The following is a 14010-nucleotide window of genomic DNA, read 5'->3' on the forward strand; positions in this document are numbered from 1 at the left end:
GGCGCCGTTTTTGTTCGGCCATCCACGATGGCGCGCCCATCACTGAGCGCACCATCGGCAGCGAGGTTTCCCACCGGTACAAACTTGCTGCCTCGCACAACAACAAGTCGGCGCATCGGAGCGGTAATCGCTTGACAGCCGAAACGCTCCGCGCGCAAATTCTTACACTAAGTAAGAATGACGACTGGGATGGAAATGCCGGAGCAGCCGAGAAGTCGGCGGCAGACGCGCGCTGCCATTTTGACTCACTTGCTGCAGTCGGGCGGCTCGTTTCGGCCGCCGCTGGCGAAGGCGGTGCGCCTGTCCGAGGCGAGCCTGTCGCGCATCCTGCTCGACCTCAAGGCCGAACGCCTGATCGAGGAAGTGCGGCGCCCTGCCCCTTACGTCGGCGGCCCGACGGGCCTCGTGTCCCTCGACGGCTCGGTGGCGCTCGCAGCTGTTGAGCTGACCGCCCAATGGCTCAGCGTCGGCGTCGGCGGTCTCTCCGGCGAGCTGCATTACACCGAGCGCCTGCCGTTGCCGAAAGCGCCGACGGTCGAGACGGTCGGCCGCGTGTTCCGCGAAGCGATGACATTGCTGCGCGACTGGACGCGCCGCCGCCACATCACACTGTCACAGATCGGCGTCTCCATTCCGGGCCTTGGCCGCTTGACCATATCCGGCAATCCGATCATCCCCTGCGACGTCGGGCGCATCAGCGGCCTGATCGGCGAGATGTTTGCCGGCGTGCCGCTGGAATTCACCAATTCCGTGGTGGCGCACGCCACCTTTCACCGCTGCCGCACGCAGAACTATCCATTCAGCGGCACGCATCTGTTCGTCTTTGTCAGCCATGGCGTTGCCGGCGCGTGGATGGATGACCCGACTGAAGCCGATGCACTCCAGCCGGTCGAACTGGGCCACATGGTATTTGGACCGGACGGACCGCGCTGCCGCTGCGGCCATCTCGGCTGTGTCGAGGCCTATACTTCGCTCGCCGCCTTGGCCGAGCTCCTCGACATCTCCGACGCCGAATTGCTCCAGCCCGGCAGCCAATGGGTGCACACGATCCCGCGCTCGGGGCGGGTGCGCCAGGAGTTGCGGCGGCGGCTGTTCCGGCTTGGCCTTGCGATCGGCAACACGCTGAACGTGAAGCCATGCGATGGCGTCGCCATCAGCGGCTGGCCATCGCTTCTCTCCGACGACGATCGCAATGCCGTGGTCGAGGGGATCGACGCCTGCCTGCTGGGCGGCCGGACATTGGCGCAAGTGTCCATCGCTTTCGTGCCACCCTCGACCGGCAACGATCCGCAGGCTGCCCTCGCTTTCGCCGCCTTTTGCCTGGCCAGCCGCGGCGGCATGCCCGCCACATCGAGGGAGGCCGCCTGACATGCGCCAAGTCGTTCGGCCTCAACGCGCAAAGCACCTAAAACGGAGGAACTTGCCATGCCGATCACAACAACAAGGCGTCGTCTGCTCGCTGGATCTGCCGCCGCGCTCGCGCTGCCGGCCTTTGCCCGCGCGCAAGGCGCGGTCAAGCCGCGCCTGACCGCGATCTCGCAATGGTCCGCAGGCAGCGATGGGGCGGCTATCACCGCGCTCGGCAAGAAATTCGAGGAGAAAGGCGGGGTTTGGCAGCACTCGCCAGTCCCCGGGTTCACCACCGAGATGATGAACAAGCTACGCGCTCAGATCATGGCCGGCGATCCACCGGCCTGTTCGCAGCTCAAGGGCCCGGAGATTGCGGCCTGGTCGAAGATTGCTCCAACCGTCAATCTCGACGACCTTGTTGCGGCCGTCGGCTACGAAAAGGTTGTCGCTCCTGATCTTGCACGACTGCACAAGCCGGGCGGCAAATGGATTGCACTGCCGCTGCAGATCTACAGCACCAACATGCTGTTTCTCTCCAAGCGCGCGATGGACAAGGCCAAGGCCGGCAAGATCCCCGTCACATGGACCGACTTCAACGACCTTGCCGAAAAAATGAAAGCGGGCGGCGTCACTTATCCCATCGCTAACGGTGGTACCCGCCCCGACGATGGCCAGAAATTCGAGGCCGCTCTCGCCGGCATCAGTCCCGCCTCCTACCGCGCAGCCATCATGAATCTTGACGAGAAGGCATTGAAGGGGCCCGAGGTAGGCGCTGCCTTCGCACAGGTGCGCAAGATCGCCGACTGGATGGATCCCAACGTCGGTGCTCAACACTTTTCGACCAACCTGAAGCGCTTCGTCGACGGCGACATGGGCATGATGATCATGGGCGGGTGGGCACAGGGCGTGTTGCGCAACGCCGGTTTCAAGTTCGACGACTTCATCATCGCCCCTGGCCCGAGCGACAATACCAAGCCGGTCTTTCTGTTGAATGCCGATGCGTTCATATTCTGGCAGCGCAAGGAGCCCGACCTCCAAGCCGGCCAGACGCTGATGGCCCAGCTCGTCATGGATCCAGCGATCCAGACGATGTATTCGCAGATTACGGGATCGATACCCGTGCGCACCGATGTCGATCTTTCCGGTGAAGGCTGGTCGGATGGTCAACGGCGGACCGCAGCAGCTCTGAAAGACGCTATCGCCAGCAATCAGGCGGTCCTGAGCCTCGCGCACAATATGGCGCAGGAGAACGGTATGACCGCTGCGATGATCGACGTGATCACCGAATATGTGAAGAACAAGACGATCAAGCCGGAGCAGGCGGTCACCCGCCTCGCCGAGGCCGTCGAGGGCGCGCGTTGATCGATACCGTCTCCATAGCAACGCGGCCCGTCCGGCCGGCGATTGCGGGCGCGCTGCGCCGGCTGCCTGAATATCTGATGATCTGGGTGCCGCTGCTGCTGTCCGCTCTGCACCTCGTGTCGTTCTCGCTGTGGACGATCTGGATTTCTTTCACGCCATCCACTCTGGTCCCGGTCTCGGGCTGGGTGGGTTTGCGCAACTACACGGCGGTCGCGGCATCGCGGAATTGGCAGATCGCCTTCGATAATCTCCTACTGTTCGGCAGCGCTTTCGTGCTGCTGAGCGTGGTGACCGGGCTTGTCCTTGCGATCCTGCTCGACCAGCGCATTCGCGGCGAGAACCTGCTGAGATCCATCTTCCTCTACCCCCTTGCGGTGTCGTTCGTGGTGACGGGCACGGTCTGGAGCTGGTTGCTCAGTCCTGGCATCGGGATCCAGAAACTGGTGCACGATCTCGGCTGGACCTCCTTCAAGTTCGATTGGCTGATTGACCGCGACATGGCCATCTGGACCATTGTCATCGCCGCGATCTGGCAATCCTCCGGCTTTGCCATGGCGCTCTTTCTTGCCGGCCTCAGATCTGTCGACGCCGACATCATCAAGGCCGCGCAGATCGACGGTGCCGGTCCGATCCGAATCTACCGGCGCGTCATTTTGCCGACGCTGTGGCCGATCACCATCACCGTGATCGTGGTGCAGCTGCAGTTTGCGATTTCGGCCTTCGACCTCGTCCGCGCGCTCACCAACGGCGGACCGGGAATCGCGACCCAGCTGCCGGCCCTTGTCGTCTACGACCTGATGTTCCAGCGCAGCCTGCTCGGCCGGGGGGCGGCGGCGGCGGTGCTGATGTTGCTCATTCTTCTCGCGGTCCTGCTGCCCTATGCAGCGTGGCGTTATGTCCAGCGGCGGCGTGCTATTCATGCGTGACAGAACCTTCGCACCAAGTCGGATATCGATCTATCTCATCGTATTGCTGATCGCGGCGGCATGGCTCACGCCGTTGGTCGTTGTCGTGCTGAACTCGCTCCGCACCAATGAGGAAATCGCGCAGGCCTCGATGATCGGCTGGCCGAAACACTGGGCTTGGAGCAATTACGCCACTGCCTGGAGCGGATTCTGCGTGGCCGAGACCTGCGCCGGCATCAGACCGTACATGCTGAACTCGGCATTCATCACGATTCCCGCGACGATTTTCTCGACCATGCTCGGTGCGATCGCCGGCTACGCCGTGTCGCTCTGGCGTTTTCGCGGAGATACCTGGATCTACGGCATCGTGACCCTCGGCCTCTTCCTTCCCCAGCAGATGCGATTGCTGCCCTGGACAATCGTGCTGCGGGACATCGGTCTCATCAACACGCTGACGGGCCTCGTGCTGATTCACACGATCCAGGGGCTGTCCTTCACCACGTTGTTCTGCCGAAACTACTATGCCGCCGTGCCCCATGAATTGATCAGGGCCGCGCGCATCGATGGGGCCGGGTTCTTTCGCATTTTCTGGCGCATCATTCTGCCGCTCTCGGCTCCCATCCTGATCGTCACCGTGATCTGGCAGTTCACGCACATCTGGAACGAGTTTCTCTATGGCGTGACGTTCACAAGCGGCCAACAGCAGCCGGTCACGGCCGCTCTCATCGCGCTGTCTGCTGCAGTCGCAGATATCCCGCAGCACGGCGTGCAGAGCGCGGCGGTGATCATCGCAGCCCTGCCCACTTTGTTGATCTATCTCCTCGGCGGCAGGTACTTCGTGCGCGGCCTTACCGCCGGCGCAGTGAAATGATGGATTTGTCATGGCAGCACTGAGCATTCGCGCCCTGTCCAAGCGGTACGCCAACCTCGAGGTACTGAAGGGCGTCGATCTCGACATCGAGAGCGGCGAGTTCACGGTCCTCGTCGGGCCATCCGGCTGCGGCAAGTCCACGCTGCTCAACATCGTCGCCGGGCTCGACCGACCGAGCGCGGGGACGATCGAGATTGGCGGGCGCATCGTCAACGACATCCCGCCCAAGGACCGCGACATCGCCATGGTGTTCCAGTCCTACGCGCTCTATCCGTCGATGACCGTGCGCCAGAACATCACCTTCGGCATGGAATGCCGCCATGTGCCGAAGACCGAGCAGGAGAAGGCGGTCGCGAACGTGGCGAAGCTGCTCCAGATCGAGCCGCTGCTCGGCCGCAAGCCGTCGCAATTGTCCGGCGGCCAGCGCCAGCGTGTGGCGATGGGGCGGGCGCTGGTGCGCAATCCCCTGCTCTTCCTGTTCGACGAGCCGCTGTCCAATCTCGACGCCAAGCTGCGCGTCGAAATGCGGATGGAGATCAAGCGGCTGCACCAGCGGATCGGCGCCACCATCGTCTATGTCACCCACGACCAGATCGAAGCGATGACCATGGCGACGCGGATCGCCGTGATGCATCAGGGTAGCGTGCAGCAATTCGCCGACCCCGATACCGTGTACCGCTACCCGGCCAATCTGTTCGTCGCGCGTTTCATGGGTTCGCCGCCAATGAATACCATGCCGGCACGGCTCGAGAACGGGAATGACGGGCCGGTGGTCGTGATCGGCGCCGGGCGGCCGGAGGAGGTTCGTCTTCGCCTTCGAGGATATGACGCCGCGGCATCCTTCGTCGGTCGCGAGGTGGTGTTTGGCATCAGGCCGGAATGCATTGCCGAAGGCAGCCGCGCATTTTCCGGCGACGCGCCTGTCCTCGTCGACGCGCCGGTAGAGATGGTCGAGCCGACTGGAGCCGAGACCATGGTGTTGCTGCGGCTCGGGGGCGAGCCCGCGATGGCGCGCGTCTCGCCCGATATCCGCCCCGCGCCCGGCGCGTCCGCCTCCTTTGCGCTCGACACGCGCCGTATTTGCCTTTTCGACCCCGAAACGGAGCGACTGATCGCATGACGAAGACCACCTATTCCGGCCTGGCGGGCCGCGTGGTGTTGATTACCGGCGGCGCCAGCGGCATCGGCGCCGCCTTCGTACGGGCTTTCGCGGCCCAGGGGGCCCACGTCGCCTTCCTTGACATCGATACGAATGCCGGTGAAACGCTGGTGCGGGAAGTGGCGGCAGCGCGCGGGACCACGCCGCTGTTCGTGCCCTGCGATCTCCTGCACATCGACGCCTTGCGCACCGCGATGGCAGAGGTCCACCGTTCGCTCGGCGACGCCGCCGTTCTCGTCAACAACGCCGCCAACGATCAACGCCAGGTTCTCTCCGAGGTAACGCCGGCCGAGTTCGACTGGATGATCGGTGTCAACCTCAAGCACGTCTTCTTCGCAGCACAGGCGGTGGTGCCGCAGATGCAGGCGCGCGGCGGCGGCTCGATCATCAACATGTCGTCCATCGCCTGGATGCGTGGCGCACCGGCGCTGCCGGCCTATGCCGCGGCGAAAGCAGCGATCGTCGGCTTCACCAACTCGCTGGCCCGGCTGGTCGGGCCCGACCGCATTCGCGTCAACGCGATCGCGCCGGGCATGGTGATCACCGAGCGCCAGCGCCGGCTGTGGTATCCGGACGAGCAGGCCATCGCCGAGGTGCGCGCGCGTCAGGCGGTTCCCGATGCGGTGACACCCGACGACATCGCCAACATGGCGCTGTTCCTCGCCTCGGACGAAAGCCAGCGTATCACGCGTCAATGTTTCCAGGTCGACGGCGGCCTCGGCTAGCTCGCCCGAGTGCCTTTGCGCATCGTCGCGAGCACGATGTCGGCGGCGAGCACGCTCGGCGACTTGTTGCCGGTCGACATGACCTGATCGAGCCGGGCGAACGCTTCGACCTGCTCCCGTCGCAGCGGCGAATCCGTCAGCAGGGTAGCGAGGGCCGTTGCCAGCTTCTCCGGCGTGCAGTCCTCTTGCAGGAACTCGCGGATCACATCCTTGCCGATCACCAGATTGGCGAGGATCACCGAGGAGACCCGGATCGCGCGGCGCAGGATGAAGGCCTCGATCGCGCCGACGCGATAGGCCGTCACCATCGGAATGCCCGACAGCGCGAGCTCGAGCGTCACCGTGCCGGACTTCGCCAGCGCCGCGTGGGCAATGCGGAAAGCGGCGCGCTTGTCGTTCTCGCCGATCACGATTTGCGGCTTGACCGGCCAATTCGCGATGCCCTCGCGGATGGTGGCTTCGAGGTGCGGCATGGTCGGCAGCATCAGCTCGAACGCGCGCCCGTCCGCCTGCAAGCGGCCGAGTGCTGCACCGAACACGTCGAGGTGATGCCGGATCTCGCTGCGGCGGCTGCCGGGCAGCACCAGGAGCACCGGCGGCTCGCCGTCGCGGCGCGCCTGCTCCTCCGCGTTCGGCCGCAGCGACGCCAATTGCTCGACCAGGGGATGGCCGACATAGCTGCATGGCGGCCCGCCGAGCTTGCGGTATTCCTCCGGCTCGAACGGCAAAAGACCGAGCACATGGTCGACATAGCCGAGCATGGTCCGCGCCCGTCCCGGCCGCCACGCCCAGAGCTGCGGCGAGACGTAATCGACGACCGGGATCGCGTGATTGCGGGCACGCACGCGGCGGGCGACGCGATGGGTGAAATCGGGGCTGTCGATGATGACGAGCGCGTCGGGCGCGGCCTCTAGCACGGCGTCCGCCGTCTTGCGGATCAGCCGCAGGATTTTCGGCAATTGCTGAACGACGGCGGCAAAGCCGACGATCGACAGCTCTTCGATCGGAAACAGCGTCTCGAGCCCCTCGCGCGCCATGGTGCGGCCGCCGACGCCGACGAACTCAACGCCGTCGCCGAGCCGCTGGCGCAGCACCTTCATCAAGGCGCTGCCAAGCCGGTCGCCGGATTCCTCCGTGGCGATCAGGAAGATCTTGCGCTTGCGATCGCGGCCCTGCATCACGCCGGCAGGCCGATGACAAAGAGGTATTTTGCGTCGGCGAGCGCAATCATCGCCTGCGGCTCGGCGGCGATGGTGTTGCCTGCGACGACAGCGATGCCGGCAAGGCCGGCCTTGGCAACACCCTCGATGGTGCGCGGGCCGATCGTCGGCAGGTCGAAGCGCAGGTCCTGGCCGCTCTTCGGCGCCTTCACCAGCACGCCGCGGCCCCTGGCCGCGCGGATGCGACCCTCCTCACGCAGCCGCGCGACACGCGCGAGCAGCGCGTCAGTGCCCTCGATGTCCTCGATCGCCACGACATGACCGTCGATCACCACCGCGGCCTGCCCGATGTCGAACGGACCGAGCGCGCTCAGCACCGCCCGCCCGCGCTCGATGTCGGTCTTGCTGGTGTCACTCGGCCAAGCGCGGCTGATGCAGCCCTCGGGCATCAGGAGATCGGGCGCGACGTCCTTGATGCCGACCATGCGAAAGCCGTCCTGCTCGAGCATGCGGCCGACGCCGGACAGCAGATGATCGTCGCCGCCGCGGAAGGCGCGAATGACGTTGCCGAGCAGGCGCAGCGTCTTGACGTCGAACCGGATCTCGGACAGCGAAGGGCGGACCAATGTGCCGATGAAGATCAGGTCGCTGCAGCCTTCTTCGCGAAACAGCCGCATCGCGCGGCCGAGCTGGCCGACCGAGATCCAGCGGTGGCGGAATTTCTCGACCCGCGCCGGATCGCAGGCCCCGCGCAGCGGAAACAGCACCGGCGTGATGCCGCGCGCCGCAAGCGATTCGGCGACCGCGAACGGCATGGCGCCGCCGCCGGCGACGATGCCGACCGGCGAGGAAACCTCCGCAGCCGCCGATGTCATGCCCGCGGCCATCCCAGGATCACTTCGCGATGGCGGGAAGACAGAGCGGGCGCTTGCCCTTGCCGATGAAGTCGAGGATCTCGGCGATCGCAGGGTCTTCGCCCGCGAGCGGCCGCGCCGCCTCCAGCCGCTCGGCGAACGTGCCGGGACCATGGAAGAGTTTTTGGTAGAACCCACGCACGGTTGCAAGCCGCTGCCTGGTGAACTTGCGCCGCTTCATGCCGATCAGATTGAGGCTCTCCAGGACCGCATATTGGCCGTTGACCAGCCCGTATGGGATGACGTCGTCGCGGACACCGCACACGCCGCCGACCATGACATAGGGGCCGACGCGCGTGAACTGGTGCACCGCCGACAGGCCGCCGATATAGACGGCGTCGCCAATCTCGCAATGACCGCCGAGTGTCGCTGACGTCGCGAAGATCACGTTGTCGCCGACCACGCAATCATGGCCGACATGGCTGCTGTTCATGAAATAGCCGCCGTTGCCGACTCGCGTCAGCCCTCCACCCTTGATCGTGCCGACATTCATCGTCGCGCCTTCCCGGATGGTGCAGCCGGAACCGATCTCGAGTTTCGTCGGCTCGCCCTTGTAGCTGAGATCCTGCGGGGCGCCGCCCAGCACTGCAAAGGGCGAGATCACGCAGCCATCGCCGAGCGAGGTGTGGCCGATGACGGTGACGTGTCCGATCAGCTTGCAGTTCGCGCCGATGACGACGTTCGGGCCGATGATGCAATAGGGTCCGATCTCGCTGCCATCGCCAATCACCGCGCCGTCCGCGATCCGTGCGGTGGGATCAATCTTGCTCATCAAGCCAATCTTACTCGTCAAGAAGGTCAGGTTATGTATTGAAGTCGCTCGGTTTTCGGGTGGTTAGCGCGACTATGCCCGATCTGTCCAGTGACGTATCATCTCGTCGTGTTTCATGTGCTGGATGAGGCGGCCTACCCGGCTCGTCAGCAAGTTCATGCGGAGATTCAGCGATCGTGGTCAGAGCCCTTGCATTGTTGCTCGCACAGCTCGTGGCCACACCGGTCGTCTCCGAGACGATCGAGACCGACCAACGCGGCCCCGTGGATCTGGCGACATTCGAATGCCGCGACATCAACCGCAGCACGATGCTTCAGCGCGTCTGCTACGAACGGGCGCGGCAGGACCTCGTCGTCGCCATCAACGGCAGGTACGATCGTTATTGCGGCGTGGCGGCGGAGACGGTCGAGGGCCTTCTGGGCGCACCGTCCATGGGCCAGTTCTTCAACCGCAATATCAGCCGCGAGGTGGCCGGCAGCCGCTACGACTGCCGGGCATGACGAGAGCGCTCAGTCCGTCAGCATGGCGCCGACATCGGCTTCCGCAACCACCTGCCCGTTGACCTTGGCGTCCCCGTGAAACCACCACATGGCTTTGCGGCGGCCGAGCGAGCGCATGTGATATTCGATGGTATCGCCGGGCAGCACGGGCTTGCGGAACTTGCACTTGTCGATGGTGAGGAAGTAGACCGCCCGCGGCTTCTCGGTACCCTCGACCGACTTGATGCCGATCACGCCAGCGGTCTGCGCCATCGCCTCGATCATCATGACGCCCGGATAGACCGGGCGCTCGGGGAAGTGCCCCTGGAAGGCCGGCTCGTTGAACGTGACGTTCTTGATGCCGATGCCGCTGTAATCGGCGCGGATGTTGATCACGCGGTCGATCAAGAGCATCGGAAAGCGGTGCGGCAGGGTCTGCAGGATTGCATTGATATCTACCAGCTCGAACTTAACAGGCGATTCCTGCGTCATTCCCGTCCCTCGTCCTTCGGATCGACCTTGCTGTCGCGCACCAGACGCTCCACCGCGATGATCTCCTTGAACCATTGCTTGGTCGGTTTGGCAAAAAAACCACCCCAGCGTCCGCCCGGCGGGATGTCGTCCTTGACGCCGCTCATCGCGGTGACCTGGGCTCCATCGCCGATCTTGAGGTGGTTGTTGATGCCAACCTTTGCTCCGAGCGCCACGTTGTCGCCGATGGTCAGGCTACCCGCCAGCCCGATTTGAGCCGCCAGCAGGCAATTCCGGCCGATGGTCACATTGTGGCCGATCTGGACCTGATTGTCGATTTTGGTGCCCTCCCCGATCACGGTGTCGCGCAAGGAGCCGCGATCGATGGTGGTGCCGGCGCCGACCTCCACATTGTTCTGGATCAGCACGCGGCCGGTCTGCGGCACCTTCAGGTGGCCTTCGGGACCGAAGAAGATGAAGCCGTAGCCGTCCTGGCCGATGGAGCAGCCCGCGTGGATCAGCACGTCATTGCCGATCAGGGCGCACTGGATGGCGGTACGGGCGCCGACATTGCAGTCCCGGCCGATCTTGACGCCGGGGCCGATCACCGCTCCGACGCCGACCACGGTGCCGCTGCCGATCTCGACGTCCGGGCCGATCACGGCGAGGGGATCGATGATCACGCCGTCTTCGAGCCGGGCCGTGGGATCGATGATGGCGGACGGCGCGATGCCGTCATTGCCGATCCAGGATTGCGGCCTGAGCGCATCGCCATGCCATTCCCGGGCGAGCCTGACGAAGGCGCGGAAAGGCTGCGCCACCCGCAGCACGGCCACATGCGCGGGGACCTGGGCTTCAAATCGGGGACTCACCAGGCACGCCCCGGCCTTGGTCGCCTTCAACTCATCGGCGTATTTCAGGTTGTCGAAGAACGCCAGATGCATCGGTCCGGCTTCGTCGAGCGACGCCAGGCCCGTGATGGTGTCGTTACCTCTCGCGGGGTCGACCAGCTGCGCCTTGGCCAGCGCAGCAATGTCGGCCAGCGCTGAGGCAGGCGGTTTTGTGAAGAAGGTCGGCTGCGCCATTCCACCCCGTCGCGGTCCGGCTTCGGCATGAAGCGGCCAAGCCGCATCATGCCTCATCTCCAGGATTGGCACGATCCCTTTCGGAAACCGGCTCCAGTAATCCGGATCGTGCCGTGCTGATCGAATTAGAACGTGGTGCCGCCGCCGAACCGGAACTCCTGCGTGCGGTCGTACTTGCCCTTGCTGAGCGGCACGGCGTAGTCGAAGCGCAGCGGACCGAACGGCGACTGCCAGATCAGGCCGACACCGACCGACGAACGGATCACCTTGCTGTCGTCATACACGAGCCCGGTGCAGGTTCCGGTGCTCGACGGATTGACCGTCGACGGGATACAGCCCGGCACATTGACCTCGTTGGTAGCGGTCCAACTCGTCGGTCCCTTATAATCGTAGAGACCGCCGGCGTCGGCATAGACCGCGCCCTTCAGACCCACTTCCTTGGGCAGGAACCAGAACGGCATCTGCAATTCGAGCGAAGCGCCCCAATATTTGGTGCCGCCGAGCGCGTCCTGCGTACCGAAAGGATTCAGATCGCGCGGGCCGATGCCGTTCGGGGCAAAGCCGCGGACGAGGTTCGGGCCCATTTGGAAGTGGTCGAGCATCCGCAGATCATCGTTGATCTTGGTCAGAATACCGCCCTGGAGACGGACGATTCCGACGATATCGGACACGAGCGGGGCGTAGTACTTTCCGTCCGCCACGGTCTTCAGATAGCTGACGTCGCCGCCGACGCCGGCGAAATCCTGCCGGAAGTCGATGAGCAGACCGTCGGTCGGGTTCTTGTTGTTGTCCAGCGTGTTGTAAGTGAGCGTGTAGCCGAGCGCCGAGGTCAAGGTCTTGCCGTTGGCAAGCTCCTTGCGCACCGGGAGCGAGGCTTCACCGTCACTGTAGCAGCCGAGGCCGTTGGTCGAGCTCAGGTCGAGCGGCGGGATCTGCGACGCGGCGAAGGCCGGGCTCGGGTTGAACGCCGAGGTGCCCAGATTGTTGTTACAGTTCGCCAGGTAGCTCGGCAGCGTGATTTCCTGCTGGTAGATCGAGTAGCGCAGCTGGAGCGACAGATCTTCACGCAAGGAGAAGCCGAGGCGCGGCGAGAAGCCGAGCGTCTTCGTGCCGTAGGAGATGTAGCTGTTTGAAAGCTGCTGGCGCTGATAGAGGTCGAGGCCGAGCGCGACGCGGTAGTCGAGCAGATACGGCTCGACGAACGACAGCGAGTAGCCGCGCGCATACTGGCCATAGGTCACCGCGGCCTTGGCGAACAGGCCGCGCCCGAGCAGATTGCGCTCGGAGACCGAGACCTCGGCCAGCGCGCCGTCGGTCGTGGAGTAGCCGCCCGAGATCGAGAAGTCGCCGGTCGATTTCTCTTCCATGTCGACGACCAGGATCACGCGGTCGCTCGACGAGCCGGGCTCCGTCGCGATCTTCACGCTCTTGAAGTAGTCGAGGTTCTTCAGCCGCCGCTCGGCGCGGTCGACCAGCGCGCGGTTATAGGCATCTCCTTCCGAGATGTCGAACTCGCGGCGGATCACGTAGTCGCGCGTGCGGGTGTTGCCGCGCAGGTTGATGCGCTCGATATAGGTGCGCGGGCCCTCGTCGATGTTGAAAACGACGGAGACGGTGTGCGCCTCGAAATTGCGGTCGCCGCCGGGACGAACGACTGCGAAGGCGAAACCGCGGCGCGAAGCCTCGATCTGCATCTCCTCGACCGACTTCTCGACCGATTCGACGTTGTAGAGCGAGCCGACATTGACACGCGAATAGCCCCGCATCGACGAAGGATCGAAGTTCGGAATGCTGGAGCGGAAGTCGACCGCGCCGACGCGGTATTGCGCGCCTTCCTCGATCTTGAAGGTGACGTTGAAGCCCTTCTTCTCCGGATCGTATTCGGTGAGCGCGGCCACGACCTGGACGTCGGCAAAGCCATGCTTGAGATAGAAGCGGCGGATCAGGTCGCGGTCGGCCTCGACGCGATCGGGATCGTAGATGTCCCCGCTGGCGAGGAAGCTCAGCAGGTTCGATTCGCGCGTCTTGATGACGTCGCGCAGCCGATAGGACGAGAACGCATTGTTGCCGACGAACTCGATCGACTTGACGCCGGTCTTGGCGCCCTCCTCGATCGTGAAGATCAGGTCGACGCGATTGTTCGGCTGCTCGATGATCTCGGGCGTGACGCGCACGTCATAACGGCCGGACCGCCGATAGATTTCGGCGATTCGCAGCGTGTCGGACTGCACCATGGCGCGGGAGAAGGTGCCGCGCGCCTTGGACTGGACTTCAGTGGTGAGCTGCTCGTCCTTGATCTTCTTGTTGCCCTCGAAGGCGACGCGCCCGATCACCGGGTTTTCCACCACGGAGACGATGATCTGGCCGCCGGGGCCGCGATTGATCCTGACGTCCTGGAACAGGCCGGTTTCGATCAACGCCTTGAGGCCGTCGTCGATGGCGCCTTGATCCAGGTGGCCGCCCGGACCCGGCTTGAAATAGGAGCGGATTGTCTCCACCTCGACACGGCGATTCCCCTGGACGGAAATCGACTGCACGGTCTGCGCGAGCGCAGACGAAGACACGAAAACAGCCCCAACCGGGGCAATCACCGGCGCGCCGAACATGATCAGGGTTGCGAGCAAGCCCCCCCGGAGTCGCAGTCCAAACTTCATCGCGCAACGCGCCCTTATCATTCCATACCAGACCCACCCAACACCGGTCTGGAAGATTCCCCAAGTTCAGGCCGCTTGTAGCCAATTTCCCGGACGCCGCAAA

Annotated in this window: 13 protein-coding genes; 7 read left to right on the forward strand and 6 right to left on the reverse strand. The window is 64.3% G+C overall.

The features are described 5' to 3' along the window. Nucleotides 1-189 precede the first annotated feature (189 nt). The 6 genes from IVA78_RS06480 to IVA78_RS06505 are packed head-to-tail and all read left to right on the forward strand — an operon-like array spanning nt 190 to nt 6372. Nucleotides 190-1368 carry an ROK family transcriptional regulator gene (locus IVA78_RS06480; protein ID WP_247275950.1) on the forward strand — a complete coding sequence of 393 codons (1179 nt, stop codon included), beginning with the start codon at nt 190-192 and terminating at the stop codon, nt 1366-1368. A gap of 57 nt (nt 1369-1425) precedes the next feature. Next, a complete protein-coding gene (locus IVA78_RS06485) occupies nt 1426-2712 on the forward strand; it encodes an ABC transporter substrate-binding protein (RefSeq protein WP_247275949.1) in 1287 nt (428 codons plus the stop codon). Further along, complete coding sequence (locus IVA78_RS06490; protein ID WP_247275948.1) at nt 2709-3638, forward strand: sugar ABC transporter permease; 930 nt, start codon at nt 2709-2711, stop codon at nt 3636-3638. Before IVA78_RS06485 ends, IVA78_RS06490 begins: the two co-directional genes overlap by 4 nt. Continuing rightward, entirely contained in the window at nt 3631-4488 is an 858-nt protein-coding gene (locus tag IVA78_RS06495) for a carbohydrate ABC transporter permease (protein ID WP_247275947.1), read from the forward strand. The genes IVA78_RS06490 and IVA78_RS06495 overlap by 8 nt, the downstream gene beginning before the upstream one ends. Before the next feature lie 10 nt (nt 4489-4498). Further along, on the forward strand, nt 4499-5608 hold the full coding sequence (gene ugpC, locus IVA78_RS06500) for a sn-glycerol-3-phosphate ABC transporter ATP-binding protein UgpC (RefSeq protein WP_247275946.1): 1110 nt from the start codon (nt 4499-4501) through the stop codon (nt 5606-5608). Beyond that, nucleotides 5605-6372 (forward strand): SDR family oxidoreductase, encoded by a 768-nt coding sequence (locus IVA78_RS06505; protein ID WP_247275945.1) that lies wholly within the window; start codon nt 5605-5607, stop codon nt 6370-6372. The genes ugpC and IVA78_RS06505 overlap by 4 nt, the downstream gene beginning before the upstream one ends. Here the strand turns inward: IVA78_RS06505 and lpxB are convergent. Genes lpxB through lpxA form a run of 3 tightly spaced genes read right to left on the reverse strand, consistent with a single transcriptional unit; the run spans nt 6369 to nt 9218 of the window. After that, nucleotides 6369-7553, reverse strand: a complete 1185-nt coding sequence (gene lpxB, locus IVA78_RS06510) for a lipid-A-disaccharide synthase (RefSeq protein WP_247275944.1) — start codon at nt 7551-7553, stop codon at nt 6369-6371. The genes IVA78_RS06505 and lpxB overlap by 4 nt on opposite strands. Next, a complete protein-coding gene (lpxI, locus tag IVA78_RS06515; protein ID WP_247418443.1) occupies nt 7550-8407 on the reverse strand; it encodes a UDP-2,3-diacylglucosamine diphosphatase LpxI in 858 nt (285 codons plus the stop codon). The genes lpxB and lpxI overlap by 4 nt, the downstream gene beginning before the upstream one ends. 19 nt (nt 8408-8426) lie before the next feature. Next, nucleotides 8427-9218, reverse strand: a complete 792-nt coding sequence (gene lpxA, locus IVA78_RS06520) for an acyl-ACP--UDP-N-acetylglucosamine O-acyltransferase (RefSeq protein WP_247275942.1) — start codon at nt 9216-9218, stop codon at nt 8427-8429. A gap of 176 nt (nt 9219-9394) precedes the next feature. Between lpxA and IVA78_RS06525 the strand changes: the two genes are divergently transcribed. Then, a complete protein-coding gene (locus IVA78_RS06525) occupies nt 9395-9718 on the forward strand; it encodes a KTSC domain-containing protein (RefSeq protein ID WP_247464842.1) in 324 nt (107 codons plus the stop codon). Nucleotides 9719-9727: 9 nt separating this feature from the next. Here IVA78_RS06525 and fabZ read toward each other — a convergent pair whose 3' ends face one another. The 3 genes from fabZ to bamA all read right to left on the reverse strand — a co-directional run bounded on the left by fabZ (nt 9728) and on the right by bamA (nt 13907). Continuing rightward, nucleotides 9728-10189 (reverse strand): 3-hydroxyacyl-ACP dehydratase FabZ, encoded by a 462-nt coding sequence (fabZ, locus tag IVA78_RS06530; RefSeq protein WP_247275940.1) that lies wholly within the window; start codon nt 10187-10189, stop codon nt 9728-9730. Further along, nucleotides 10186-11253, reverse strand: a complete 1068-nt coding sequence (gene lpxD / locus IVA78_RS06535) for a UDP-3-O-(3-hydroxymyristoyl)glucosamine N-acyltransferase (protein WP_247275939.1) — start codon at nt 11251-11253, stop codon at nt 10186-10188. The genes fabZ and lpxD overlap by 4 nt, the downstream gene beginning before the upstream one ends. 125 nt (nt 11254-11378) lie before the next feature. Then, nucleotides 11379-13907 carry an outer membrane protein assembly factor BamA gene (gene bamA, locus IVA78_RS06540; protein WP_247275938.1) on the reverse strand — a complete coding sequence of 843 codons (2529 nt, stop codon included), beginning with the start codon at nt 13905-13907 and terminating at the stop codon, nt 11379-11381. Nucleotides 13908-14010 lie beyond the last annotated feature (103 nt).

The sequence above is a fragment of the Bradyrhizobium sp. 137 genome (assembly GCF_023074095.1).
GTDB lineage: Bacteria > Pseudomonadota > Alphaproteobacteria > Rhizobiales > Xanthobacteraceae > Bradyrhizobium.

What these genes read in the sequence shown, in the direction of transcription:
- IVA78_RS06480 (WP_247275950.1), top strand. Translation starts at nt 190, where the DNA reads ATGGAAATGCCGGAGCAGCCGAGAAGTCGGCGGCAGACGCGCGCTGCC.
- IVA78_RS06485 (WP_247275949.1), top strand. Translation starts at nt 1,426, where the DNA reads ATGCCGATCACAACAACAAGGCGTCGTCTGCTCGCTGGATCTGCCGCC.
- IVA78_RS06495 (WP_247275947.1), top strand. Translation starts at nt 3,631, where the DNA reads ATGCGTGACAGAACCTTCGCACCAAGTCGGATATCGATCTATCTCATC.
- ugpC (WP_247275946.1), top strand. Translation starts at nt 4,499, where the DNA reads ATGGCAGCACTGAGCATTCGCGCCCTGTCCAAGCGGTACGCCAACCTC.
- IVA78_RS06505 (WP_247275945.1), top strand. Translation starts at nt 5,605, where the DNA reads ATGACGAAGACCACCTATTCCGGCCTGGCGGGCCGCGTGGTGTTGATT.
- lpxI (WP_247418443.1), bottom strand. Translation starts at nt 8,407, where the DNA reads ATGACATCGGCGGCTGCGGAGGTTTCCTCGCCGGTCGGCATCGTCGCC.
- lpxA (WP_247275942.1), bottom strand. Translation starts at nt 9,218, where the DNA reads ATGAGCAAGATTGATCCCACCGCACGGATCGCGGACGGCGCGGTGATT.
- fabZ (WP_247275940.1), bottom strand. Translation starts at nt 10,189, where the DNA reads ATGACGCAGGAATCGCCTGTTAAGTTCGAGCTGGTAGATATCAATGCA.
- lpxD (WP_247275939.1), bottom strand. Translation starts at nt 11,253, where the DNA reads ATGGCGCAGCCGACCTTCTTCACAAAACCGCCTGCCTCAGCGCTGGCC.
- bamA (WP_247275938.1), bottom strand. Translation starts at nt 13,907, where the DNA reads ATGAAGTTTGGACTGCGACTCCGGGGGGGCTTGCTCGCAACCCTGATC.